This is a genomic window from Pseudoxanthomonas sp. SGT-18 (assembly GCF_003931645.1).
In the GTDB taxonomy this organism is placed as follows: domain Bacteria; phylum Pseudomonadota; class Gammaproteobacteria; order Xanthomonadales; family Xanthomonadaceae; genus Pseudoxanthomonas.
Genome location: NZ_RRYJ01000004.1, coordinates 113,512 through 138,296 on the forward strand (window position 1 = coordinate 113,512; position 24,785 = coordinate 138,296).

The window sequence follows — 24,785 nt, forward strand, 5'->3', positions numbered from 1 at the left end:
GCGGAAACCCCGGCGCCTGCGCCCGCACATCCTCACTGCCCGTGCTGGCCCACCTGGTTGCGGCCGCGGCGCTTGGCCAGGTACAGGGCCTGGTCGGCGGCCTGGAGCATGGCGCGGGCGTCGGCGAACGGGCTGTCGTGGCCGTCGCGGCTGGCGACGCCGGCGGAGAAGGTCACGTACAGCGGGTGGCCATCGACCACCGCCATCGGGGTGCGCGCGGTCTCCTCGAGGATCCGCCGCAGCACCCGTGCCGCGGCGGCCTCGTTGGAATGGGCCAGCACCACCAGGAACTCCTCGCCGCCGTAGCGCGCGACCAGGTCGGTGCTGCGCAGCAGGCGCTGCAGGGTCTGGGCGAACTGGCGCAGGACCTGGTCGCCGACCAGGTGGCCGTGGCGGTCGTTGATCTGCTTGAAGCCGTCCAGGTCGACGAAGGCGATCGACAGCGGCTGGCCGGCGGCGCTGGCGGCGGCGAACTCGCGCTCCAGCGCCTCCTCCAGCTGCATGCGGTTGTAGACCCCGGTCAGCGGGTCGCGCCGGGCCTGTTCGGTCAGGTGGCGGATGTGCTCGCGCGAGGCGTCGGCCTCGCGGCGGGCGCGGGCGGCCTCCTGGATCTCGCGCAGGTTGCGCAGCACCAGCAGCTCGCGCGCCTGCTCGATGATCGCCTGCAGGTGCGCCGGCTGCACGATGCGCATGTCGAACAGGGCGCCGAAGCCCTGCGCCGCCGAGGCCATCTGCGCCAGCAGGCTGTCCAGGGTGCCGGGGCCGCCGATGCCGCCGGCCTCGATCCGGGCCTCGGCCGCGGTGCGCAGGGCACCGTCGGGGTCGTCGTCGGCCAGCCACAGGGTGGCCACCGCGCCGGAGGCGAACACGCACGCCTGGAAGGCGTTGGCCGGGGCCGGGCAGCCCTCGCTGGCGGCGATCGCGTCGCACAGGTGGTCGGGCAGCTGCCACTGCCGGGCCAGCCAGGCGCCGGCCGCGGCATGGTCGTCGCCGAAGACCTCGCGCTCGCGCTCCAGCGGTGCCGGGACGCGGCCGCCGTCCTGCAGGGCCAGCCAGGCATCGGGGCGGGCCTGCAGCAGGGCCAGGGCGCCGATGTCCTGCAGCAGGCCGGCCAGCATCAGGTCCTCCAGCCGTTCCAGCCCGGCGTGCTCGCCCAGCAGGCGTGCGGCCAGGGCCGACAGCACGCTGCGCTTCCACAGCCGTTCCTGCTCGGCGGCGGCGCCGTCGGTGGCGCGCAGGCCGCGGGCCAGGGAGAAGCCCAGGGCCAGGCTCAGGGTGGCGTTGAGGCCCAGCATGGTGGTCGCCTGGGCCAGGGTCTCGACCCGGCGGCGCCCTGCGTACAGCGGGGAATTGGCCACCCGCAGCAGGCGCGCGCTGAGCGCGGGGTCCATGGCGATCACCCGCGCGGCGGTGGCCAGGTCCGCGTCGGGGTCCTGGGCCAGTTCGATGATCTGCAGGGCGATCGCCGGCGGCGACGGCAGGTTGCGGCAGTGCACGAGGCTGGCTTCGAGGTCCGGGTGCATCGTCTGTGGCTGTCAGGGGGAAACCTGCCGCCGTGGCGTGGGTCCACGGTCCCAACGTGGCGGTCCATGCGCTGGCGCATGGCTGCCTCCGCTACCGGTATCGGCTGGCTCGCCGGGGCCTTTAATGCGGAAAAGCCGCGGCGGGGCCGCGGCTTTTCCTCGGGGACTGCGCCAGGAGGCTGATCAGGCCAGGCCGGCCTGCTTCATGACCTCGGCGGCGAAGTCGTCTTCCTTCTTCTCGATGCCTTCGCCCACGGCCAGGCGCTCGAAGCGGACCACCTCGGCGCCGGCGGCCTTCAGCACCTGCTCGACGCTCTGGTTGGTGTCCAGCACGTACGGCTGGCCGTACAGGGTCACCTCGTTGACGATCTTGTTGATCTTGCCGGAGATGATCTTCTCCAGGATCTCGGCCGGCTTGGCCTTGTCCTTCTCGGACATCTTGGCCAGCTCGATCTCCTTCTCCTTGGCGATGAACTCGGCCGGGACGTCGGAGGCCTTGATGTGCGGCGGGTTCATGGCCGCCACGTGCATGGCGATGCCACGGGCCAGCTCGGCGTCGCCGCCCTTGACCTCGACCAGCACGCCGATGCGGCCGCCGTGGACGTAGGCGGCGACGTTGTTGGCGCTGTCGATGAGGGCCAGGCGGCGGACCTGCACGTTCTCGCCGACCTTGGCGATGACCGCGGCGCGGGCTTCCTCGACGGTCTCGCCGGAGGCCAGCTTGGCGGCCTTCAGGGCCTCGACGTCGGCGGCGCCGGAGGCCAGCGCGGCCTGGGCGACGGCCTCGGCGAAGGCCAGGAAGTTGGTGTCCTTGGCCACGAAGTCGGTCTCGGAGTTGATCTCCACCAGCACGGCCTTGCCGCCGTCCTGGGCGACCGCGATGCGGCCGTCGGCGGCCACGCGGCCGGCCTTCTTGTCGGCCTTGGCCAGGCCGGCCTTGCGCAGCCACTCGGCGGCGGCGTCGATGTTGCCGTTGTTCTCGGTCAGGGCCTTCTTGCACTCCATCATGCCGGCGCCGGTGCGCTCGCGCAGTTCCTTGACCAGGGAAGCAGTGATTTCCACGGGAATTCCTCTCTAACGGGATGAAGGTGGCTCCGCGCCGGGGCGGAGCGGGCGGAGGGCCGTCGCGCATGCCTGCGCGGGGCGGCCCGCCCGCAAGCGGGCCTGCCTGGGGCGGGCCCGCGGGGGGATGGCGGCCGCGCGGGGTGGCCGCCGGGTGCGGCTTACTCGGCCGCGGCGGCCTCGCCTTCCTCGGCCTTGCCCTTGCGCGGGCCCTTCTTGGCCGGGGCGCGGCGGGCGCCCTTGGCCTCGTCGGCCTCGATGAAGTCGCTCTCGGTCACGGTGGCGGCGTGCGGGGCGGCGGCCTTGCCCTCCAGCACCGCGTCGGCGGCGGCGCGGGCGTACAGCTGCACGGCGCGGATGGCGTCGTCGTTGCCCGGGATCGCGTAGTCGACCAGGTTGGGGTCGTAGTTGGTGTCGACCACGGCCACCACCGGGATGCCCAGCTTCTTGGCTTCCTTGATGGCGATGTCCTCGTGGCCGATGTCGATCACGAACAGGGCGTCGGGCAGGCGGTTCATGTCCTTGATGCCGCCCAGCGAGGCTTCCAGCTTCTCGCGCTCGCGGCGCAGGCCCAGGACCTCGTGCTTGACCAGCTTTTCGAAGGTGCCGTCGGTCTCGGCGGCCTCCAGCTCCTTCAGGCGGGCGACCGACTGCTTGACGGTGCGGAAGTTGGTCAGGGTGCCGCCCAGCCAGCGCTGGGTCATGTACGGCATGCCGCAGCGCTCGGCCTCTTCCTTCATGGCGTCGCGCGCGCTGCGCTTGGTGCCGATGAACAGGATGGTGCCGCGCTTCTGCGCGATGCCCGAGATGAAGTTCATCGCGTCCTGGAACAGCGGGACGGTCTTCTCGAGGTTGATGATGTGGATCTTGCCGCGCGCACCGAAGATGTACGGGGCCATCTTCGGGTTCCAGTAACGGGTCTGGTGGCCGAAGTGGACGCCGGCTTCCAGCATCTGGCGCATGGTGATCTGGGGCATTGCAGAACTCCTGGCAGTGGAACCGCCCCGCGGCCTGTCTGGGCAATGTGCGGGCGCCCGGGCGTGGCGCCGCGGGCATGGGTTCCGGGGTTGGGCCTCCCTGGCGCTTCCGTGGCCGAACCTGTCTGGCAGGCACCCCGGCACGGGCATTGGCGTCAGGTGTGTATTCGCCGGCCGGGACGGAGCCCGGTACCCTGCGCCCGGCGTGGGCGTCCCCCTGGCGGGGGCAAACAGAGACGCGGAAGTATACCTGCCGGGGCGGGGGCGGGGCAAACGACCCGGGGTGCGGGGGCGTGGCAGGCCGCGTGCGGGCGCGGAAGGGCCGCCGGAGGGGCGCGAATAGGCGATAATCCCCGCCATGACCCTGCACCTCAAGACCCCCGAAGAAATCGAGAAGATGCGCGTCGCCGGCCGCCTGGCCGCCGAGGTGCTGGAAATGATCACCCCGCACGTGAAGCCGGGGGTGAGCACCGAGGAACTGGACCGCATCTGCCACGACTACATCGTCAACGTGCAGGGCGCGATCCCGGCCAACGTCGGCTACCGGGGCTACCCCAAGGCCACCTGCATCTCCGTCAACAACGTCATCTGCCACGGCATCCCGAGCGCCACCAAGGTCCTCAAGGACGGCGACATCGTCAACATCGACGTCACCGTGATCAAGGACGGCTGGCACGGCGACACCAGCCGCATGTACTACGCCGGCACCCCGTCGGTGATGGCCCGGCGCCTGGTCGAGACCACGTTCGAGGCGATGTGGCGCGGCATCCGCGCGGTGAAGCCGGGTGCCACCCTGGGCGACGTCGGCCACGCCATCCAGAGCTACGCCGAATCCGAGCGCTTCTCGGTGGTGCGCGAGTACTGCGGCCACGGTATCGGCAAGGTCTACCACGACGAGCCGCAGGTGCTGCACTACGGCCGCCCGGGCGAGGGCCTGGTGCTCAAGCCGGGCATGACCTTCACCATCGAGCCGATGATCAACGAGGGCACCCGCTACACCCGCGTGCTGCCCGACGGCTGGACCGTGGTCACCAAGGACCGCAAGCTCTCCGCGCAGTGGGAGCACATGGTCGCCGTCACCGAGGACGGGGTGGACGTGCTGACGCTGGCGCCGGGCCAGCAGCCGCCGGCGTGAGCGGTCCCGGCCCGGTGGACGTGGCTGGCGTCGCCGCGACCAGCGACGCCGACTGGGCCGCCACCGCCCGCGCCCAGCTGGCCGCCGCCGACGCGCGGCTGGCCCGCCGCTACGGCCCCGAGGCCGACATCGACCGCCTGCTGGCGCTGCGCGCGCGCGCGGTGGACCTGGTCCTGCGCCAGGCCTGGGCGCGTTGCCTGGGCGAGGCTCCCGGGCTGGCCCTGTTCGCGGTGGGCGGCTACGGCCGCGGCGAACTGTTCCCGCGCTCGGACATCGACCTGCTGGTGCTGGCCGAGGCCGGCGCGCAGCAGGCGCACGAGGCCGCGCTTTCCCGCTTCTTCGCCCTGGCGTGGGACGCCGGCCTGCCGGTCGGCCACGCCGTGCGCTCGCCCGCCGAGTGCACCGCCGCGGCCGCCGACCAGACGGTGATGACCGCGCTGCTGGAGGCGCGCCCGCTGGTGGCCGACGCCGCCGCGCAGGCGGCCCTGGCCGACGCCATCTCCCCGCAGCGGGTATGGCCGCCGCGCGAGTTCTTCCTGGCCAAGCGCGAGGAGCTGCAGGCGCGCCACCAGCGCTTCGGCGACACCTCCGACAACCTCGAGCCCAACATCAAGGACGGCCCCGGCGGCCTGCGCGACCTGCACACCCTCGGCTGGATGGCGCTGCGCGCGTTCGGCGTCAGCGACCTGCACGCGGTGGTGGAGCTGGGCCACCTGGGCCAGGACGAGGCCGCGGCGCTGGCGCGCGAGCGCCGCGCCCTGGGCCGCCTGCGCTTCGGCCTGCACCTGGTGGCCGGGCGCCCCGAGGAGCGGCTGGGCTTCGACTACCAGAAGTTGCTGGCGCGGCGCCTGGGGCTTGAGGACGACGCCCACAGCCTGGCGGTCGAAAAGATGATGCAGGGCTTCTACCGCAGCGCCGCGATCGTGCGCCGGATCAGCGACCGGCTGCTGCAGCGCTTCGAGGAGACCTTCGACGGCGAGGCCGAGGCGGTGCCGCTGAACCCGGACTTCGGGCTCAAGCGCGGCTACCTCGCGGCCGCCGCGCCGTACTGGCCGGAGGGCGACCTGCGCGAGGTGCTGGGGCTGTTCTCGACCTGGGCCGCGCATCCGGAGATCCGCGGCCTGCACTCGCGCACCGCGCGCGCGCTGGCCGAGGCGCTGCCGCGGCTGCCGCCCTATACCGAGGCCGGCCCGGCGGCGCGCGCCCGCTTCATGGCCCTGCTGCGCGGGCCGCGCCCGGTCGAGACCCTGACCCGGCTGGCGCGGCTGGGCGTGCTCGGCCAGTACCTGCCGGCCTTCGCCCGGGTCTCCGGGCGCATGCAGTTCGACCTGTTCCACGCCTACACCGTGGACCAGCACACCCTGATGGTGCTGCGGAACATGGCGGGTTTCGCCAGCGGCCAGCCGGACGAGCGCTTCTCCATCGCCCACGAGGTCTGGCCGCGCCTGCGCAAACCCGAGCTGCTGCTGCTGGCCGGCCTGTTCCACGACATCGCCAAGGGCCGCGGCGGCGACCATTCCGAGCTGGGCGCGGTGGACGCGCGCGAGTTCTGCGCCGCGCACGGGCTCAGCGAGTCCGACACCGGGCTCGTGGCCTGGCTGGTGGAGCAGCACCTGCGCATGTCGGTGACCGCGCAGAAGCAGGACATCGCCGACCCGGAGGTGGTGCGCCGCTTCGCCATCCTGATGGGCGAGCGCGAGCGCCTGGACTACCTGTACCTGCTGACCTGCGCCGACATCGCCGGCACCAGCCCCAAGGTCTGGAACGCATGGAAGGACCGCCTGCTGGCCGACCTCTACCTGGCCACCCGGCGCATGCTGCGCGAGGGCCTGGAGGCGCCGCTGGACGTGGAGGCGCGGGTGGCCGAGGCGCGCGAGGAGACCCGTGCCCTGGTGCGCGCGGCCGGCTTCGACGACGCCACCATCGACCGCCAGTTCGCGCAGATGCCGGACGAGGCCTTCCTGCGCTTCCGACCCGAGCAGCTGGCCTGGCAGACCATGCTGCTGGTGGACGTGCGCATGGGCGACACCCGGGTCGCGGTGCGGCGCATCGCCGGCACCGCGCTGGAGGTGTTCGTGCATTCGCCCGACCGCGACGGCCTGTTCGCCGCGATCGTGGCCACCCTGGACCGGCACGGCTACGGCATCCACCAGGCGCGCGTGCTGATGGGCCCCAACGGCACCGTGTTCGACACCTTCGAGGTGCTGCCGGCCGACAGCTTCGCCAGCGGCGACCCGGTGCAGCTGGAGGCGGCCCTGGCCCAGGCCCTGTCCGGCGAGCTGGACCAGGTGCGCGCCACCCGGCGCGCCGCGCCGCGGCAGTTGCGCCATTTCCGTTTCCCGCCGACGGTGGAGTTCAACACCACCGCCGACGGCCGCCGCAGCCTGCTGTCGCTGGTTTGCCCGGACCGCCCGGGCCTGCTGGCGGAGGTGGCGCTGGCGCTGCGCGCCTGCCGGCTGCGCGTGCACGACGCGCGCATCGCCACCTTCGGCGAGCGCGCCGAGGACCTTTTCCAGATCACCGACGAGCATGACCGGCCGCTGGACGGCGCCGCGCAGGAGGCCCTGCGCGCCGAGCTCCGCACGCGGCTGGATCCCGACAGCACAGGAGCCGCACGCTGATGGCAACGACGCCGAAGAAGACCCCCGCCACCCGCAAGCCCGCCGCGCCGCGCAAGCGCGCCGTCGCCGCCGCCGAGAAGCCCGGCCTGGCCGAGCTGCGCTTCTCGATCGAGGACGCGTTCGAACGCCGCGCCAGCCTGACCCTGGACGAGATCGACGGCTCCACCCGGCCGCTGGTCGAGCGCGTGATCGGCGGCCTGGAGAGCGGCGAGTTCCGCGTGGCCGAGCCGGACGGCAACGGCGGCTGGCAGGTGAACGAATGGCTCAAGAAGGCCGTGCTGCTGTACTTCCGGGTCAACGACATGGTGGTGATGGAAGGCGCGCCCGGCCCGTACTGGGACAAGGTGCCGCTGCGCTTCCAGGGCTGGGGCGAGGCCGAGTTCCGCAAGCTTGGCGTGCGCGTGGTGCCGGGCACCGTCGCCCGCCGCGGCACCTACTTCGGCAAGGACGTGGTGCTGATGCCCAGCTTCGTCAACATCGGCGCGCACGTGGGCGAGGGCACCATGGTCGACACCTGGGCCACGGTCGGTTCCTGCGCGCAGGTCGGCAAGCACTGCCACATCTCCGGCGGCGCCGGCATCGGCGGCGTGCTCGAGCCGCTGCAGGCCAGCCCGACCATCATCGAGGACCACTGCTTCATCGGCGCGCGCTCGGAGGTGGTGGAGGGCGTGGTCGTCGGCCACCACAGCGTGATCGGCATGGGCGTGTTCCTCGGCCAGTCGACCCGCATCTACAACCGCGCCACCGGCGAGATCAGCTATGGCTACGTGCCGCCGTACAGCGTGGTGGTGTCCGGCTCGCTGCCGGCTGCCGACGGAAGCCATTCGCTGTACTGTGCGGTGGTCGTCAAGCAGGTCGACGCCAGGACCCGCGCCAAGACCAGCATCAACGAGCTGCTGCGCGGCTGAGGATCCAGATCGTCCACTCCCGGGGGGTGAATGCCCATGAAGGCGGAACGCAGGAAGGGGAAGCGGGTTGGCTGGCTGGCGGCGGTGCTGGCGGCGGTGGTGCCGCTGGCATGCGCCGGGGAGCTGTCCCGCTACAGCGAGGACGGCCTGCGCGCCGAGCTGGCGGAGATCGCCGAGGCCGAGACCGCGGTGCTGGTGCCGATGCGCGACGGCGTCGGCCTGTCCACCAACGTCTGGCGGCCGAAGGGCGCCACCGGCAAGCTGCCGACGGTGCTGTGGAAGACCCCGTACAACGAGCACAACCCGCGCGGGCGCTCGGCGCAGCTGGCGATCGAGGCCGTGCGCCGCGGCTACGCCTTCGTGGTGCAGAACGAGCGCGGCCGCTACTTCAGCCAGGGCGACTACGAGATCCTCGGCCATCCGCAGACCGACGGCTGGGACACCCTGGACTGGATCGCGGCCCAGCCCTGGTCCAACGGCAAGGTCGGCACCCTGGGCTGCTCGTCCTCGGCCGAATGGCAGCTGGCGCTGGCGGCGCTGGACCACCCGGCGCACGCGGCGATGGTGCCGATGGCCGCCGGCGCCGGCATCGGCAAGGTCGGACGCTTCCGCGAGCAGGGCAACTTCTACACCGGCGGCGTGCCGCGCATCCTGTTTGCGGTGTGGATGTACGGGGTGGACAACCCGCTGCGCGCGCAGCTGCCGCAGGACCTCGACGGCCCGCTGCGTGCGCGCGTGGCCCAGTACAACGACCTGCACGCGACCAAGCCCAAGGTCGACTGGGCCAGGCACATCTGGCACCTGCCGTACAGCGAACTGCTGTCCTCGCTGGGCGAGCCGCCGGCGACCTGCGAGGCGCTGATCCGCCGCAACGGCCCGGCCGACCCGGCCTGGGAACAGGGTGGCCTGTACCACGACTCCATGGGCTGGGGCGTGCCGGCGCTGTGGTTCAACAGCTGGTACGACGTGTCCATCGGCCCGAACCTGGAGCTGTTCAACCACGCACGCAACGCCGGCACCGACGCCGAGGCCAGCGCCAACCAGTACGTGGTGGTCGGCCCCAACCCGCACTGCCAGTTCTGGCAGCTGGGCCCCGACTACACGGTCGGCGCGCGCAAGGTCGGCGACGCCAGCTTCCCGGTCAGCGAGCAGATCTGGGCGTTCTTCGACCGCTGGCTGAAGGGCGAGAAGAAGGCCTTCCCGTCCAGCACGCCGAAGGTGCGCTACTTCACCATCGGCCTGGACAAGTGGCAGGCCGACGAGCATTGGCCGCCGAAGGCGGCCAGGCCGCTGCGCCTGTACCTGCATTCGGACGGCCGCGCCAACTCGCTGCACGGCGACGGCCGGCTGTCGCCCGGACCGCCGCCCGCCGGCGCGCCGGCCGACCGCTTCGTCTACGACCCGGCCAACCCGGTGCAGACCATCGGCGGCGGCGACTGCTGCAACGGCGGCCTGGTGACGCCCGGCGCCTTCGACCAGCGCCAGGTGGAGGCCCGCCACGATGTTCTGGTCTACACCAGCGAGCCGCTGGAGCAGCCGCTGGAAGTGACCGGCTTCGTCGACGCGGTGCTCAAGGTCTCCTCCAGCGCGCCGGACACCGACTTTGCGGTGAAGCTGGTGGACGTGGCCCCGGACGGCACCGCGTGGATCGTCGGCGACACCATGCTGCGCGCGCGCTACCGCGACGGCTACGAGTCGCCGCGGCTGATGCAGCCGGGCCAGGTCTACGAGCTGCGGCCGACCCCGATCGCCACCTCGATCCAGTTCGGCAAGGGCCACCGCATCCGCGTGGAAGTGACCAGTTCCAACTTCCCCAAGTTCGCCCGCAACCTCAACACCGGCGGCGCGAACGAGACCGAGTCCGAGCCGGTGGTGGCGGAGAACGCCGTGCACCACTCGGCCGACGCCGCCAGCTACATCGAACTGCCCGTGGTCGCGCGCTGAGCGCGGCCGCGCCCCGGAGACTGCATGAGCAACACGATCTACGGCCTGAAGAACTGCGATACCTGCAAGAAGGCGACCAAGTGGCTGGACCGCTTCGGCGTGCCGTACACCTTCGTCGACTACCGCGACAACAAGCCCTCGCCGGAGACCCTGGTGGAGTGGGCGGGCAAGGCCGGCGGCTTCGATGCCCTGGTCAACAAGTCCTCCACCACCTGGCGCCAGCTGCCGGAGAACCGCAAGTCGCCGGGCAGCGAGGCGGAGTGGAAGCTGTTGCTGCGCGAGCATCCGCAGCTGGTGCGCCGCCCGGTGGTGGTCCGGGAGGACGGCAGCTTCAGCCAGGGCTTCTCCGACAACGGCTTCAAGAAGCTGTTCGGCGTCGGCTGAGGCCATACCGCGGCGGCCGGCCGCAACCCGGATACGGATCGAGAGCATGAGCGAAGTCCTGGACCTGGCCTGCGAACTGATCGCGCGTCCCTCGGTGACGCCGGACGACGCCGGCTGCCAGGCGTTGCTGGCCGCGCGCCTGCGGCGCGCCGGCTTCGCCTGCGAATCGCTGCGCTACGGCCAGGTTGACAACCTGTGGGCCACGCATGGCAGCGGCGAGGGCCCGGTGCTGGTGCTGCTGGGACATACCGACGTGGTCCCGCCCGGCCCGCGCGAGGCCTGGGCCAGCGATCCATTCCAGCCGCAGGTGCGCGACGGCGTGCTGTACGGCCGCGGCGCGGCCGACATGAAGGGCAGCGTGGCCGCGTTCGTGGTCGCGGCCGAGCGCTTCGTCGCCGCGCATCCCGGCCATCCCGGCACGCTGGCGCTGCTGCTGACCTCGGACGAGGAGGGCGATGCCATCGACGGCGTGCGCCGCGTGGCCGAGACCTTCCGCCAGCGCGGGCAACGGATCGACTGGTGCATCACCGGCGAGCCGTCCTCGACCGCCAGGCTGGGCGACCTGCTGCGGGTGGGGCGCCGCGGCAGCCTGTCGGCCACGCTCACGGTGAAGGGCGTGCAGGGACACGTCGCCTATCCGCACAAGGCGCGCAACCCGATCCACCAGGCCGCGCCGGCGCTGGCCGAACTGGTGGCGCGGGTCTGGGACGAAGGCTACGAGAGCTTCCCGCCGACCAGCCTGCAGGTCAGCAACATCCACGCCGGCACCGGCGCCAACAACGTGATCCCCGGCGAGCTGCAGGTGCTGTTCAACCTGCGCTACAACCCGCACTGGGACGCGCCGCGGCTGGAGGCGGAGATCGCCGCACTGCTGGACCGCCATGGGCTCGGTTACGAGCTGCGCTGGCACCGCAGCGGCGAGCCGTTCTACACGCCCGAAGGCCCGCTGCGCCGCGCCGCGCGCGAGGTGCTGGCGGAAGTGGCGGGCGCGCCGCCGGAGGAAAGCACCGGCGGGGGCACCTCCGACGCGCGCTTCATCGCGCCGCTGGGCGCGCAGTGCATCGAGGTCGGGCCGGTGAACGCGTCCATCCACCAGGTCGACGAGCACGTGTCGGTGGCCGAGCTGGAGGCGCTGCCTGGCCTGTACCAGCGCCTGCTCGAGCGGCTGTTGCTGCAGCCCGGCGCGCGCTGAGCCTCAGGTCGGGCCGCTGCGTTCGGCCGGTTTGGCGCGGCGGTCGAAGATCAGCGCGCTGAGCGCAATGGCGATGCCCAGCCCGGCGCCGACCAGGAACAGCAGCACCGCCAGCACCGGGTAGCCGAACAGGGTCGTCTTGGTCTCGATCCTCATCAGCATCGCCGAGGACAGCAGCAGCGCCGCGGTCACCACCGCGGCGGCGATGCGGTTGGCGATCTTCTGCAGGTTCTCCATGATCCTGGAGTGGTCCAGGCCGTCCAGGCGGACCTGCATCTTGTTCTCGGCCAGCAGCGACAGGGTGTCGGAGATCTTGCGCGGCGCGTCGCGCAGCAGCGCCTGCACCTCAAGCGCCTCGCTGGCCATGTTGGCGCTGGAGAACGAGCGCCTCAGCTGCTTGCGCATGATCGACTGCAGGTGTTCCTCCACCAGCTCGCGCACGTCCATTTCCGGGTCCAGCGCGTCGGCCACCCGCTCGAGGTTGAGCAGGGTCTTGCCGAGCAGGCTGATCTCCGGCGGCACCCGCAGGCCGCGTTCGGCCGCGCAGGCCACCAGGTCCAGCAGCAGCCGGCCCTCCGAGGTGCGGCGGCCGCCGGTGGCGTAGCGCGCCACCAGCTGCCCGGTGTCGCGGCTGAAGGCGGCATCGTCGAATTGCTCCAGGCGCGTGCCGATCGCCACCAGCTCGCGCGCCACGTCCTCGCCGCGCGCGTCGACCGCGGCGAACAGCAGCTTGAGCAGGCGCTCGCGCATGCGCGGCGCCACCTGCGCGACCATGCCCAGGTCGATCAGCGCCAGGCGTCCGTCGCGGCACAGCAGCACGTTGCCCGGGTGCGGGTCGGCATGGATGTCGCCGTTGACGAACACCTGGTCCAGGTAGGCGCGCATCAGTTCCGAAGCCGGCGTGCGCAGGTCCAGCTCGGTGCGCTGCAGGCCGGTGACCGAGGTGACCTTCTCGCCGTGCACAAGTTCCATGGTCAGCACCTTGCAGGTGCTCAGGCCCCAGACCGGCGCCGGCACGAACAGGTGCGGGTATTCGGAAAGGCGCTCGCGGAAGCGCTCCAGGTTCTCGGCCTCGCGCCGGTAGTCCAGCTCCAGCAGCAGGATCTTGCGGAACTCGGCGATCCAGTCGGCGAAGCGCAGGCGGCGCCCGGCCTGGGTCAGCGCATCGGCGGTGCCGGCCAGTCCGGCCAGCACTTCCAGGTCCAGGCGGATGGCGGCTTCCATGCCCGGGCGCTGCACCTTCACCGCCACTTCGCGGCCGTCGCGCAGGGTCGCGCGGTGCACCTGGGCCAGCGAGGCGGCGGCCAGCGGCACCGGGTCGAAGCTGGCGAAGATGCGGCCGACCTTGGCGCCCAGCTCCTCCTCGATGGTCTTCTCGATCACCGCGGTCGGCACCGGCGCGACCTCGTCCTGGATCCGGTCCAGTGCGTCGATGTAGGCCGCGGGCACCAGGTCCGGGCGGGTGGACAGGGATTGCCCCAGCTTGATGAAGGCCGGGCCCAGCGCCTCCAGGTCGGCGGCGAAGGCCTTGGCCTCGGCGACCTCCGATACGTGGGCCACGGTCGGTTCCACCGGCGGCGCCTGGCTCCAGTCCATCCCGGTCAGGATGCGGCGATGGCGCGCCAGGCGGGTAACGACCTGGGTGGTGCGGGTCAGGCGGCGACTGGTTTCAGGCAAGGCGGTGTCTCCCCGGGCGGTGCGGCGGCCGGCGCCGGATGCGCCGTGGGCGGAGTATTGGGGCCGCCGCGTGAGCGAGGCGTCAGTTGCCAAGGCAACGGTTGCGGCGGGCCCGGCGCGGGGTTAACGTGCGGCCCATGCCTTCGATCAGCCGCGCCAATCCGGCCAATGCCAACCGCAACAATATTGCGGCGAATAACCGTGCGCGGCCGATGCGGGGGCGCCACCGGGCATAAGCAGGAACTGCCCGGGGAACGAGAAAACCCGCATCGGCCGATGCGGGTTTTTTTGTGCCCGCCACCGGAGTGCGACCACCACCACGCGCCAACATCCAGGAGTCCCTTCCCATGTGTTCGATCTTCGGCATCTTCGGCCTGCAACCGGGCGATGACCTGCAGCAGCTGCGCCGGCAGTCGCTGGACCTGTCGCAGCGCCAGCGCCACCGCGGCCCCGACTGGAGCGGCGTGTACGTGGACGAAGGGGCGATCCTGGTGCACGAGCGCCTGGCCATCGTCGACCCGGCCGGCGGCTCGCAGCCGCTGCTGTCGGAGGATGGCGAACTGGCGCTGGCGGTGAACGGCGAGATCTACAACCACGCCCTGCTAAAGGACGAACTGCGCCAGCCGTACGCGTTCCGGACCGCCTCCGACTGCGAGGTGATCAACGCGCTGTACCGCGAGGACGCGCCGGCTTCGTTCCTCAACCGGCTCAATGGCATCTTCGCCTTCGCCCTGTGGGACAAGGCCAGGGGGCGCGCCATCATCGCGCGCGACCCGATCGGCGTGGTGCCGCTGTACTGGGGCCACGACCGCGAGGGCCGCCTGCGCGTGGCCTCGGAGATGAAGGCGCTGGTGGACGAATGCGCGGACGTGGCCCAGTTCCCGCCGGGGCACTGGTACGACACCGCCACCGGCGAGCTCACGAAGTACTACCAGCGGCCGTGGCGCGACTACGCCGCGGTGGAGGGCGTGTCGGTGCCGCTGCAGGAGCTGCGCGAGGCGTTCGAGGCGGCGGTGCACCGCCAGCTGATGACCGACGTGCCCTACGGCGTGCTGCTGTCCGGGGGGCTGGATTCCTCGCTGGTGGCGGCGGTGGCCGCGCGTTACGCGCGCCACCGGGTCGAGGATGGCGGCCGCAGCGAGGCCTGGTGGCCGCGCCTGCATTCCTTCGCCATCGGCCTGAAGGGTTCGCCGGACCTGGCCGCGGCCAAGGTCGCCGCCGACGCCCTGGGCACCGTGCATCACGGCTTCGAGTACACCTTCGAGGAAGGCCTGGACGCGCTGCCGGAAGTGATCCGCCACATCGAGACCTACGACGTCACCACCATCCGTGCGTCCACGCCGATGTTCCTGCTGGCGCGGCGGATCAAGGCCATGGGCGTGAAGATGGTGCTGTCCGGCGAGGGCAGCGACGAGGTGTTCGGCGGCTACCTGTACTTCCACAAGGCGCCCAACGCGCGCGAGTTCCACGAGGAGCTGGTGCGCAAGCTCGATGCGCTCAACTACTACGACTGCCTGCGCGCGAACAAGTCGATGATGGCCTGGGGCGTGGAGCCGCGGGTGCCGTTCCTGGACCGCGAGTTCCTCGACGTGGCCATGCGCATGGACGCCGCGCACAAGATGGTGCGCAAGGGCGATGCCGGCCCGCAGCGGATGGAGAAGGGCATCCTGCGTGCCGCCTTCGACGGCTACCTGCCGCCGGAGATCCTGTGGCGGCAGAAGGAGCAGTTCAGCGACGGCGTTGGCTACGGCTGGATCGACGGGCTCAAGGCGCACGCCGAGGCGCAGGTCTCCGACCGCGAACTGGCCGCGGCCGACAAGCGCTTCCCGGTCAACCCGCCGCAGACCAAGGAGGCGTATTTCTACCGCACGATCTTCGAGCGCTACTTCCCCGGGCAGGCCGCGGCGGAGACGGTGCCCGGCGGCAAGTCGATCGCCTGCTCCTCGCCGGCGGCGATCGCCTGGGACGCGAGCTTCGCGAAGATGGCAGACCCCTCCGGCCGCGCGGTGGCCGGCGTGCACAACGAGGCACTGGCGGGGTGACGTACCGCTGTCCCTCCTCTCTCCCCGGGAGAGAGGAGGGGTGAGGGCCGGTGTGCCGGCCATGTGGAAGTCCCGGCCTCTCAACCCACCCTGGCGCCCCGCCAACCCGGCGGGGGCTTCAGGGCCGCAGCAATAGCTCAGCCAGCAATGGCAGCCCCACGGCCGCATTGAGTGGCAGCCGGTGGATACGGCGCGCACCCGGCGCGCCCGGCTGCGGATTGACTTCGACCACCACCGCATCACGCGGCGCCAGCCCGACCAGCCCGGCGGCCGGCTGGACCACGCCGGAGGTGCCGACCACCAGCAACAGGTCGCAGCCGGCGATGCGTTCCTGCGCCTGCCGCAAGACGGTGTCGTCGAGCATTTCCCCGAACCAGACCACGCCCGGACGCACTTCACCGCCGCAGTGCGCGCAGCGCGGCGGCTCCAGCCGCCGCTGCGCCGCGCCCGGAGGTGAAGGCAGCGGGTGCGGAGCCGCGCAGTCGAAGCAGCGTGGCGCGAACAGGCTGCCATGCAGGTGCAGGACGTCGGCCACGCCGGCGCGCTCGTGCAGGTCGTCCACGTTCTGGGTGACCACCTGTGCGCCCAGGGCCTGCTGCATCCGCGCCACGGCCAGGTGGCCCGGATTGGGCGCGGCCTGCATCACCAGCCCGCGCCGCCATTCGTACCAGCCCCAGACCAGGGCGCTGTCGCGGCGCCAGGCCTGCGGGGTGGCCAGCTGCTGCGGATCGAACTCGTGCCACAGGCCATTGCTGCCGGAGCGGAAGGTGGGGATGCCGCTGTCGGCGGACATGCCGGCGCCGCTGAACACCACGATGCGTTCGAAGCGGCGCGACAGCGCCTGTCGCAGGGCAGGATCGAGGGTGGAATCCGGCATGGGTGGTGTGCTTGCGGTGGTTTCATTCCCGCGCGGCGACCGGCCGCAGGGTGAGCGTGTATCTTGCCGGCCCCGGGAGGAACGGGGTGGGCCGGCCGTGGACCCAGTCGTCGTGGCCGGCGCCGCGGAATGGCGACAGCGGATGCCCGCCCTGGCCGCCGGGCATGTGCGCCAGGCCGTCCTGCTCGCGGCCGGGCGCCACCACCATGCGCTGCGAGGCGCCGAACGCGGGCGCGGCGACGCGCGGCACGATGCGGTCGCCGCGCAGTTCGTCGGCCGGCATGCACAGGCGCCGGGCCAGCAGCGCGGGCACGGCCGCGGACAGCGGATGGCAGATGCGAGCAGTGTTTTCCTCGCCCCAGCGGCGTGCGGCCAGGGGCCCGGCCGCGGCCAGCGCGTCGCGCACCTCGGCGGCGGCATCCTCCAGCAGCGCTTCCCAGCTGTCGAAGCCTGCCGGAAGCAGGTGCGGCGGGCGCTGCCGCAGCAGCGGCCAGGCCACGCCTTCCAGCTGCGGCAACGCAGGCAGCTCGAACTCCGGCCCCAGCCGTGCCAGCGCGGGCGCGGCCAGGCCGCGGGCAATGCGCGCGTGCACTGCCAGGCGCCAGGCGCGGACCAGGCGGTAGGCCACCGACTCCGGCGCGGCATGGCCGTTCCAGTCTCCGCCGGCATCGGCCAGGGCGCGCAGCGCCGAGCCCGCGGGCGCGCGCCGGGCTTCGCCCAGCAGCAGGTCGTGCCACGGCTCCAGCAGCAGGGCGCGGTCGTCCAGCTGCATGGCCAGCAGCGCCGTCGAAACGGTCCGCCGCGTGCAGGCGCTCGCGGATCTGCCAGGCGCGGATGCCCAGCGCATAGCCGCCATCACCCACGCGCGCCAGCGCCTCGCCGTCGAGGGTGCGGGCGTTGGCGGTCCACAGGCGCTGCCCGGGCGGGTCGCGCTGGACCGGCACGCTGGCGCTGGCGAGCGGCCACGGCGTGCAGGTAGCGGTGCTTCCGTCGGGCCGCAGGCCGGTGCAGCCGGGTGCGCGGGCGGGCAAGGGGCCGAGGATGCGCCAGGCGATGGCGCCGTGGCGGTCGGCGATGACCAGGTTCTGCGCCGGGATCGCGGCCTGGTCGGCGATCGCCAGGGCCTGGTCGAGGTCGGCCGCGTACGCGAAGCCGGCCAGGCCCAGGTTGAGCGCGCCGGGCAGGTGCGCCACCCAGCGCAGGGCCAGGGCCTGGCCATCGATGTCGGCGTGGACCAGCGGACCGGCCGCGGTCTCGCGGATCTCCAGCTGCACGTCGTCGCCGCCGGCCACGCGGATGGTTTCCACGTGCCGCGCCACCGGATCGCAGTCCTGGGCCTGGCCTTCGCCACAGGGGCGCACCGGGAACCAGTCCGCCGTGTCGGCATAGGCGTTGGTGAAGCCCCAGGCCACGTGGCCATTGCTGCCCACGACCACCGCCGGCAGGCCGGGCAGGGAGAAGCCGCTGACGTCGACCCGGCCGCCGGGCGCGGCCGGGTCCGGATAGCGCAGCCGCACCCGGAACCAGAGGTTGGGGGCACGCAGGCCCAGGTGCATGTCGTCGGCGACGATGGCGCGGCCGTCGGTGGTCAACGCGGCGCCCACCGCCCAGTTGTTGCTGCCGGGGCTGGCAGGCTCGTGCAGCGGCTGGCCGGCGGCGGGCGGAGCTGGCAGCCGGCGCAGGTCGACCGCCGCCGCGTCCGGCAGCGCGGCCTCGCCACGCGGCTGGCCCAGCAGCGGCGCGTCCCACTGGCTGCCGTCGTGCAGCAGCAGCTCGCGCAGCGGTGCCGGCAGGCGCCGGCCCAGCCGCCACAGCGCCAGCTCGCGGCGGTTCTCCGCGTCCTGCAGGTCGAAGTACATGGCGTAGCCGGCCAGGGCCGTGTCGGCTGGTTGCCACGGCCGGGGCGGCTGGCGCAGCAGCAGGTAGGGCCAGGGTCGCACCGGCAGTGCCTCCAGCCCGGCATTGACGCCTTCGGTGTAGGCCTGCAGCTGCGGCATCCGCGTGCCGGCGAAGGCATCCAGGCGCGCTTCCACGCGGGCGCGCAGCCGGTGGATGCGGCGCCTGCGGTCGGTGTCCAGCGCCCGCGGGCCGAACAGTCCGGCCAGTTCGCCGGCGGCGGCGCGGCGCAGCAGGTCCATCTCGAAGAAGCGCTCCTGCGCGTGCACGTAGCCCAGGGCGCGGGCGGCGTCCCCGGCGCTGGCGGCGTCGATGGTGACGATGCCGAGGGCATCGCGCTGCACCGTGGCCGGCGCCGCCAGGCCCGGCAGCGCCATGCTGCCCTCCAGGCGCGGCAGGCTGCCGCGCAGCAGCAGCCAGGCGGCCGCGGCCAGGGCCAGCAGGACCAGCGGCAGCGCGCAGGCCGCGCGCAATAGCCATCGACGCATGCGGGGCTCCCGGTGGGCGGCGGGTGCGAAGGCAGTGCAACTGCGACTGATTCCGATTGAAACATGGCCGCGGCGCTTGCGGCACACTGCGCCCCTGCGTTCCACCGGAGCACCCCCATGAAAGGCGACCCCGAAGTCATCGAATGCCTCAAGGAACTGCTGCGCGGCGAGCTGGCCGCGCGCGACCAGTACTTCCTGCATTCGCGCAGGTACGAGGACCTGGGCCTGAAGGCGCTGTACGAACGCATCAACCACGAGATGCAGGAGGAGACCGAGCACGCGGACGCGATCCTGCGCCGGATCCTGTTCCTGGAAGGCGAGCCGGACATGCGCCCGCACGGGTTCCAGCCCGGCACCACCGTGGTGGAGATGCTGCAGGCCGACCTGCGGGTGGAGTACGAGGTGCGTGCCAACCTCGCCGCGGCGATGAAGCTGTGCGAGGAAAGGCAGGACTACGTCAGCCGCGACATCCTGCTGGCCCAGCTCAAGGACACCGAGGAGGACCACGCCTGGTGGCTGGAGCAGCAACTGCGCCTGATCCGCATGATCGGGCTGGAGAACTACCAGCTGTCCAAGCTCGAGGGCGACGGCGCCCCGGCCCACGGCTGAGCGTGGCGTGGTGCCGCGGCCCCCGCTGGCGGGCCGGGGCTAGCGGCGCCGCAGGCGGTAGACCGCGGTCGCCAGCGCGGTGACGCCATCGGCGACGAAGCGCGGCTCCTGGGCGAGGATGTCGCGCCGCTCCAGCAGCTCCACCTCCCAGTCCGCGGCGAACAGCCCGCGGACCTCGGTTTCCGCCACCGAAAACGGCGGGCCCTGCATCTGCTCCTGCGGATATTCCAGGGTAATCAGCAGGCCGCGGCAGCCGCGCGGCAGGCGGCCGTAGACCTGGCTGGCATAGCGGCGCCGCAGGGCGGTCGGCAGGGCGATCAGCGCGGCGCGGTCGTAGACCGCCTGCATCCGCGCCAGGGTGGCGTCGGCCAGCGCGAACACGTCGCCCTCGACCAGGTCGATGCGGCCGGCGCGATGGTGCAGCCCGTCCGCGTCCCGTTCCTGTTCCGGGGCCAGGCCGGCCTCGGCGAAGAACGCCTCCACCGCCAGCGGCGACAGCTCGCAACCCAGCACCCCATGCCCGCGCGCGGCCAGCCAGTGCATGTCCAGGGTCTTGCCGGCCAGCGGCACGAATACCGGCGCGCCGTCGGCCGCTCCCAGCCTGGGCCAGTGCTTTTCCAGCAGCGGCATCACCGCGTCGCGATGGAAGCCGGTGCGGCCCTCGCGCCAGCGCTGCAGCCAGAATTCCGGTTCCATCGTGCGACTCCTGTGGGGTGGCGCGGGACTGCACGGGATGCCTGCGACGGCGCCTGCCGCGCCGCCGCACGCTGCGGGTGCCAGGCTACGACGTGCTACTCGACGTCAAGGCCATCCACCTTCTGCCACCCCCGCGGCAGCAATCCACCCCGCGTCGCCCGCGCACCCAGATACGCATCCAGGTCCTTGAACGACAGGGTCATGGTGCGCTGGCCGCTGTAGACCTGCAGCTTCTGCGCCGGGCCGACCGCGGCCACCGCCACCACCCGCTCGGTGCCGAGCTTGGCGCGCGGGATGTCGATCAGCTTGTTGCCCTTGCCCTTGTCCAGCTCCGGCAGTTCGGCGGCCGGGATCGCCAGCAGGTGGCCGGCGCTGGTCACCGCGACGATGCGGTCGGTCCCGAGGTTGCCGACCAAAGCCGGCTGCAGCACGGTCGCGCCGGGCGCCAGGTTGATCAGCGCCTTGCCGGCCTTGTTGCGGCCGGTGAGGTTCTCGAAGCGGGTCACGAAGCCGTAGCCATGCGAGGACGCCAGCACGAAGCGGGTCTCGTCCTCGCCGCTGGCCAGGGCCAGGAAGGAGGCGCCGCTGGCGGGCGAGAAGCGGCCGGTCAGCGGCTCGCCGTTGCCGCGCGCCGAGGGCAGGGTGTGCGCCGGGGTCGAGTAGCTGCGGCCCTGGGAGTCGATGAAGGCCACCTGCCAGGTGCTGCGCGCGCGCACCGCCGCCAGCAGGGCGTCGCCCTCGCGGTAGGACAGGCCGGCGGCATCGACGTCGTGGCCCTTGGCCGCGCGCACCCAGCCCTTCTGCGACAACACCACGGTGACCGGCTCGCTGGGCACCAGCTCGGTCTCGTCGATGGCGTGCGCGGCCTCGCGCTGCACCAGCGGCGAGCGGCGGGCGTCGCCGAACTTCTTGGCGTCGGCCAGCAGCTCGTCCTTGACCAGCTTCTTGAGCTTGGCCTTGCTGTCCAGGGTGGCGAGGATGCGTTCCAGCTCCTTCGCCAGCTCCTCCTGCTCGCCGCGGATCTTCATCTCCTCCAGCCGGGCCAGCTGGCGCAGCCTGGTCTCGAGGATGTAGTCGGCCTGTTCCTCGGTCAGCCCGAAGCGGGCCATCAGCACCGGCCTGGGCTCGTCCTCGGTGCGGATGATGCGGATCACCTCGTCGAGGTTGAGGAAGGCGACCAGCAGGCCTTCCAGCAGGTGCAGGCGGCGCTCGACCTTCTCCTGGCGGTGCTTGAGCCGGCGCACCACGGTGTCGGTGCGGAAGGTCAGCCACTCGTCCAGCAGGGTGCGCAGGTTCTTGACCGCCGGCTTGCCGTCCAGGCCGATCACGTTGAGGTTGACCCGGTAGCTCTTCTCCAGGTCGGTGGTCGCGAACAGGTGGCCCATCAGCTGCTCGGCATCGACGCGGTTGGAGCGCGGCACCAGCACCACCCGCACCGGGTTGGCGTGGTCGGACTCGTCGCGGATGTCCTCCAGCCACGGCAGCTTCTTGGCGCGCATCTGCGCGGCGATCTGTTCGATCACCTTGGACGGGGAGACCTGGTAGGGCAGGGCGGTGACGACGAAGTTGCCGTTCTCCTTCTGCCAGGTGGCGCGGGCGCGGACGCTGCCGCTGCCGCTCTCGTACATGGCGCGCAGCTCGGCCGGCGGGGTGATGATCTCCGCCTCGGTCGGGTAGTCCGGGCCGCGCACGTGCTCGCACAGGTCGGCGACGCTGGCGTCCGGGTCGTCGAGCAGGCGCACGCAGGCGCTGACGATCTCGTTGAGGTTGTGCGGCGGCACGTCGGTGGCCATGCCCACGGCGATGCCGGTGGTGCCGTTGAGCAGCAGGTGCGGCAGGCGCGCCGGCAGCCAGCTCGGCTCCTCCAGGGTGCCGTCGAAGTTCGGCGTCCAGTCCACCGTGCCCTGGCCCAGCTCGCCCAGCAGCACCTCGGCGATCGGGGTCAGCTTGGCCTCGGTGTAGCGCATGGCCGCGAACGACTTGGGGTCGTCGGGCGAGCCGAAGTTGCCCTGGCCCTCGATCAGCGGGTAGCGGTACGAGAACGGCTGGGCCATCAGCACAAGGGCCTCGTAGCAGGCCGAGTCGCCGTGCGGGTGGTACTTGCCGATGACGTCGCCGACGGTGCGCGCCGACTTCTTCGGCTTGGCCGCGGCGTTGAGCCCCAGCTCGCTCATCGAATAGATGATGCGCCGCTGCACCGGCTTGAGCCCGTCGCCGAGGAACGGCAGGGCGCGGTCCAGGACCACGTACATCGAATAGTCCAGGTAGGCGCGCTCGGCGTACTCGCGCAGCGGGATCTGTTCGAAGCCGTGGAAGGCGGGGCGGATGGTTTCGGTCATTGCGGGCACAGCTGCGGGACAGGAGCGCGATTCTACCCGCGTGCCGCCGCCCGGCGCCCGCCGCTCAGGGCAGGGAAGGCAGCAGCGGGCCGCCGAGCCACAGGGCGCGGGCCATCCAGGCCGAGGCCAGGCCGATCAGCAGGGTCAGCGGCACCCCCACCTTCAGGAAGTCGCCGAAGGTGTAGCGGCCCGGGTTGAGGATCAGCAGGTTGCCGTGGTGGCCGATCGGGGTCAGGAACGAGGCCACCGCGCCCATCGCGGTGCAGACCACGAACGGGGCAGGGGGCAGGCCCAGGGCCTCGGCCACCGCCAGCGCGATCGGCGCCAGCAGCACGGTGGTGGCGGCGTCGGACAGGATCTGGGTGAGCAGGGCGGCGGTCCAGAACATCACCAGCAGCAGCCCGAACACCGGCCACTGGGCGGCGTGGGCCATCAGCAGGTCGGCTACGGCCTGGGCGGTGCCGGTCCGCTCCATGGCGATGCCCAGCGGGATCACCCCGGCGATCATCACGTAGATGCGCACGTCGACCTGCCGGTAGGCCTCCTCCACCGGCACGCAGCGGCACAGGACCATGGCCACCGCGCCGGCGAGGAAGGCGACCTGCGGGGCCAGCAGCCCGGTGGCCGCGGCGACCACGGTGGCGGCCATGATCGCCAGCGCCACCGGCGCGCGGCGGCGGGCCTGGCCGCGGCCCTGGAACGGCATCAGCATCATGAAGCCATGGTGGGAGGACAGCGGGCGGATGTCGGCCTCGCGGCCCCACAGCACCAGCAGGTCGCCTTCTTCCAGGCGCATCTCCGACAGTTCGCCGTGCAGCCAGCCCTCGCGCCGCCACAGGCCGACCACGACCACGCCCAGGGTGCGCAGGAAGTCGATGTCGGCCACGCTGCGGCCGATGAACTCCGAGTGCGGCGCGACCACCGCCTGCACCAGCTGCTCGTCGCCCAGCAGCTCGGCCTGGCCGCCCTGGCGCGGGCTGTCGCCGTACTTGGCTACCGCGTGCAGGGCCAGGCCCGGCTCGTCCTTGATCGAGGCGATCTCGTCCGGCGAGGCACGCACCAGCAGCACGTCGCCGGCCGCGAGCGGGCTGTCGCCGGACTGCCGGCGCCGGCGCATGCCGTAGCGCAGCCAGTCCACCACCTGCAGGCGCTCGCTGAAGGCCTCGTCGAACTCGCGCCGGGTGCGTCCGACCCAGGGCGAGCCTTCCTCGACCAGCAGCTCGGTGTAGTAGCGCTCCAGGCGCATGTAGTCGCCCTGCGGGGCCTCGCCCTGGCGGCGCGGCACCAGCCAGCGCGCCAGCAGCATGTAGACCGTGCCCAGCACCACCAGCACCGCGCCGATCGGGGTCACGGCGAGGATGTCCAGGCCCTCGCCGCCGGCGCGTTGCAGCAGGTCGCTGGCCAGCAGGAAGGCCGGCGCGCTGAACAGGGTCAGGGTGGTGCCCAGCGAGGCGGCCAGCGACATCGGCATCAGCAGGCGCGAGGCCGCCAGCTGCCGTTCCCGCGCCAGCCGCATCAGGATCGGCAGCATCATCGCGGTGACCATGACGTGGTGCGAGAACGCGGCCAGGGCGGCGGTCGCTGGCATCACCACCGCGATCGTGCGCCACTCGCTGCCGCCGGCCGCGCGCCCGATCGCCGCGCCGATGCGGTCGGTGATGCCGGTCGCGGAAAGGCCGGCGGAAAGCACGAAGACCGAGACCACGATGATCGCCGGCTCGCTGGAGAACCCGGCCAGGACCTGGCGCGCGTCGAGGATGCCGGTGAAGGCCAGCGCGAGCAGGGCCAGCATCGCCACCAGGTCCACGCGCATGCGCCCGCTGACGAACAGTGCCAGCGCGGCGCCGAGGATGGCGAGGAAGACGATCTGTTGTGGGTCCATGCCTATGCATCCCCCTGCGCGGACCCGGATCGTGCCAGAAGGACGCCGGGGGCCTGGTGATGCCCACGTTCGCGGGCCCTGATACGAAAAAACCTCGCCGGGGCGAGGTTCATCGATGGCCGTCTGGCCGCTGCGCCGTTGGTGCCCAGGAGAGGACTCGAACCTCCACGGTTTTACCCGCTAGTACCTGAAACTAGTGCGTCTACCAATTCCGCCACCTGGGCGGCGCAGGGCGGCAATTCTGCGGGAGGCGGTTGCACCTGTCAACAGTCCCCGCGCGGCGCGGGGCGGAACGCCGGATGCAAAAAACCCCGCCGTTGGCGGGGTTCTTCGTAGGCCCGAAAGCCGGTGTCTTGGTGCCCAGGAGAGGACTCGAACCTCCACGGTTTTACCCGCTAGTACCTGAAACTAGTGCGTCTACCAATTCCGCCACCTGGGCAGGTGAGGCGGCGCATTCTGGAGGCGCGCGAAGGCAATGTCAACGGTCCGTGCACGGCGGTCGCGGCGGACCCCGGGTCCGGTACAGCAGCCGG

Annotated in this window: 17 protein-coding genes, 2 tRNA genes and 1 pseudogene; 8 read left to right on the plus strand and 12 right to left on the minus strand. The window is 72.1% G+C overall.

Annotated features, from left to right (window positions below):
- Positions 1 to 32: 32 nt before the first annotated feature.
- The 3 genes from EIM47_RS07425 to rpsB all read right to left on the minus strand — a co-directional run bounded on the left by EIM47_RS07425 (position 33) and on the right by rpsB (position 3,562).
- Positions 33 to 1,523, minus strand: coding sequence for a GGDEF domain-containing protein (locus EIM47_RS07425; protein WP_125076558.1), 1,491 nt, complete (start codon positions 1,521 to 1,523; stop codon positions 33 to 35).
- Between the two features lie 183 nt (positions 1,524 to 1,706).
- Entirely contained in the window at positions 1,707 to 2,585 is an 879-nt protein-coding gene (gene tsf, locus EIM47_RS07430) for a translation elongation factor Ts (RefSeq protein WP_019397591.1), read from the minus strand.
- A gap of 161 nt (positions 2,586 to 2,746) precedes the next feature.
- Positions 2,747 to 3,562 (minus strand): 30S ribosomal protein S2, encoded by an 816-nt coding sequence (rpsB, locus tag EIM47_RS07435; RefSeq protein WP_125076559.1) that lies wholly within the window; start codon positions 3,560 to 3,562, stop codon positions 2,747 to 2,749.
- 358 nt (positions 3,563 to 3,920) lie between these two features.
- Between rpsB and map the strand changes: the two genes are divergently transcribed.
- Genes map through dapE form a run of 6 tightly spaced genes read left to right on the plus strand, consistent with a single transcriptional unit; the run spans position 3,921 to position 11,746 of the window.
- Entirely contained in the window at positions 3,921 to 4,697 is a 777-nt protein-coding gene (gene map, locus EIM47_RS07440; protein ID WP_019398607.1) for a type I methionyl aminopeptidase, read from the plus strand.
- Positions 4,694 to 7,318 (plus strand): [protein-PII] uridylyltransferase, encoded by a 2,625-nt coding sequence (gene glnD / locus EIM47_RS07445; RefSeq protein ID WP_125076560.1) that lies wholly within the window; start codon positions 4,694 to 4,696, stop codon positions 7,316 to 7,318. The genes map and glnD overlap by 4 nt, the downstream gene beginning before the upstream one ends.
- Positions 7,318 to 8,226 (plus strand): 2,3,4,5-tetrahydropyridine-2,6-dicarboxylate N-succinyltransferase, encoded by a 909-nt coding sequence (dapD, locus tag EIM47_RS07450; RefSeq protein ID WP_019398605.1) that lies wholly within the window; start codon positions 7,318 to 7,320, stop codon positions 8,224 to 8,226. Before glnD ends, dapD begins: the two co-directional genes overlap by 1 nt.
- Before the next feature lie 36 nt (positions 8,227 to 8,262).
- Positions 8,263 to 10,170 (plus strand): CocE/NonD family hydrolase, encoded by a 1,908-nt coding sequence (locus EIM47_RS07455; RefSeq protein WP_125076561.1) that lies wholly within the window; start codon positions 8,263 to 8,265, stop codon positions 10,168 to 10,170.
- A gap of 24 nt (positions 10,171 to 10,194) precedes the next feature.
- Positions 10,195 to 10,554 carry an arsenate reductase gene (locus EIM47_RS07460; RefSeq protein ID WP_019398603.1) on the plus strand — a complete coding sequence of 120 codons (360 nt, stop codon included), beginning with the start codon at positions 10,195 to 10,197 and terminating at the stop codon, positions 10,552 to 10,554.
- 46 nt (positions 10,555 to 10,600) lie between these two features.
- Positions 10,601 to 11,746 (plus strand): succinyl-diaminopimelate desuccinylase, encoded by a 1,146-nt coding sequence (gene dapE, locus EIM47_RS07465; protein WP_125076562.1) that lies wholly within the window; start codon positions 10,601 to 10,603, stop codon positions 11,744 to 11,746.
- A gap of 3 nt (positions 11,747 to 11,749) precedes the next feature.
- Here the strand turns inward: dapE and EIM47_RS07470 are convergent, their stop codons facing one another.
- Entirely contained in the window at positions 11,750 to 13,423 is a 1,674-nt protein-coding gene (locus EIM47_RS07470) for an AarF/UbiB family protein (protein WP_028915364.1), read from the minus strand.
- An 82-nt stretch (positions 13,424 to 13,505) separates the two neighbouring features.
- Complete coding sequence (locus EIM47_RS07475; RefSeq protein ID WP_125076563.1) at positions 13,506 to 13,790, minus strand: hypothetical protein; 285 nt, start codon at positions 13,788 to 13,790, stop codon at positions 13,506 to 13,508.
- On the opposite strand from EIM47_RS07475, the gene asnB reads away from it, so the two are divergent.
- Positions 13,771 to 15,465 carry an asparagine synthase B gene (asnB, locus tag EIM47_RS07480; protein ID WP_019398600.1) on the plus strand — a complete coding sequence of 565 codons (1,695 nt, stop codon included), beginning with the start codon at positions 13,771 to 13,773 and terminating at the stop codon, positions 15,463 to 15,465. The two genes, EIM47_RS07475 and asnB, sit on opposite strands and share 20 nt — an antisense overlap.
- A 118-nt stretch (positions 15,466 to 15,583) precedes the next feature.
- Here the strand turns inward: asnB and EIM47_RS07485 are convergent, their stop codons facing one another.
- Positions 15,584 to 16,342 carry an NAD-dependent deacylase gene (locus tag EIM47_RS07485; protein ID WP_125076564.1) on the minus strand — a complete coding sequence of 253 codons (759 nt, stop codon included), beginning with the start codon at positions 16,340 to 16,342 and terminating at the stop codon, positions 15,584 to 15,586.
- A 22-nt stretch (positions 16,343 to 16,364) separates the two neighbouring features.
- Positions 16,365 to 18,726, minus strand: a pseudogene (locus tag EIM47_RS07490) (penicillin acylase family protein).
- A 117-nt stretch (positions 18,727 to 18,843) separates the two neighbouring features.
- On the opposite strand from EIM47_RS07490, the gene bfr reads away from it, so the two are divergent.
- On the plus strand, positions 18,844 to 19,335 hold the full coding sequence (bfr, locus tag EIM47_RS07495; RefSeq protein ID WP_125076565.1) for a bacterioferritin: 492 nt from the start codon (positions 18,844 to 18,846) through the stop codon (positions 19,333 to 19,335).
- A 39-nt stretch (positions 19,336 to 19,374) separates the two neighbouring features.
- On the opposite strand, the gene EIM47_RS07500 is transcribed toward bfr, so the two are convergent.
- The 5 genes from EIM47_RS07500 to EIM47_RS07520 all read right to left on the minus strand — a co-directional run bounded on the left by EIM47_RS07500 (position 19,375) and on the right by EIM47_RS07520 (position 24,691).
- Positions 19,375 to 20,031: a thiopurine S-methyltransferase gene (locus tag EIM47_RS07500; RefSeq protein WP_125076566.1), complete on the minus strand. Its 657-nt coding sequence runs from the start codon at positions 20,029 to 20,031 to the stop codon at positions 19,375 to 19,377.
- 95 nt (positions 20,032 to 20,126) lie between these two features.
- Complete coding sequence (gene parC / locus EIM47_RS07505) at positions 20,127 to 22,370, minus strand: DNA topoisomerase IV subunit A (protein WP_125076567.1); 2,244 nt, start codon at positions 22,368 to 22,370, stop codon at positions 20,127 to 20,129.
- Between the two features lie 64 nt (positions 22,371 to 22,434).
- Positions 22,435 to 24,252, minus strand: a complete 1,818-nt coding sequence (locus tag EIM47_RS07510) for an SLC13 family permease (protein ID WP_125076568.1) — start codon at positions 24,250 to 24,252, stop codon at positions 22,435 to 22,437.
- A 139-nt stretch (positions 24,253 to 24,391) separates the two neighbouring features.
- Positions 24,392 to 24,476, minus strand: a tRNA-Leu gene (locus EIM47_RS07515).
- Between the two features lie 130 nt (positions 24,477 to 24,606).
- Positions 24,607 to 24,691: transfer RNA gene (locus EIM47_RS07520), tRNA-Leu, on the minus strand.
- Between the last annotated feature and the right edge of the window lie 94 nt (positions 24,692 to 24,785).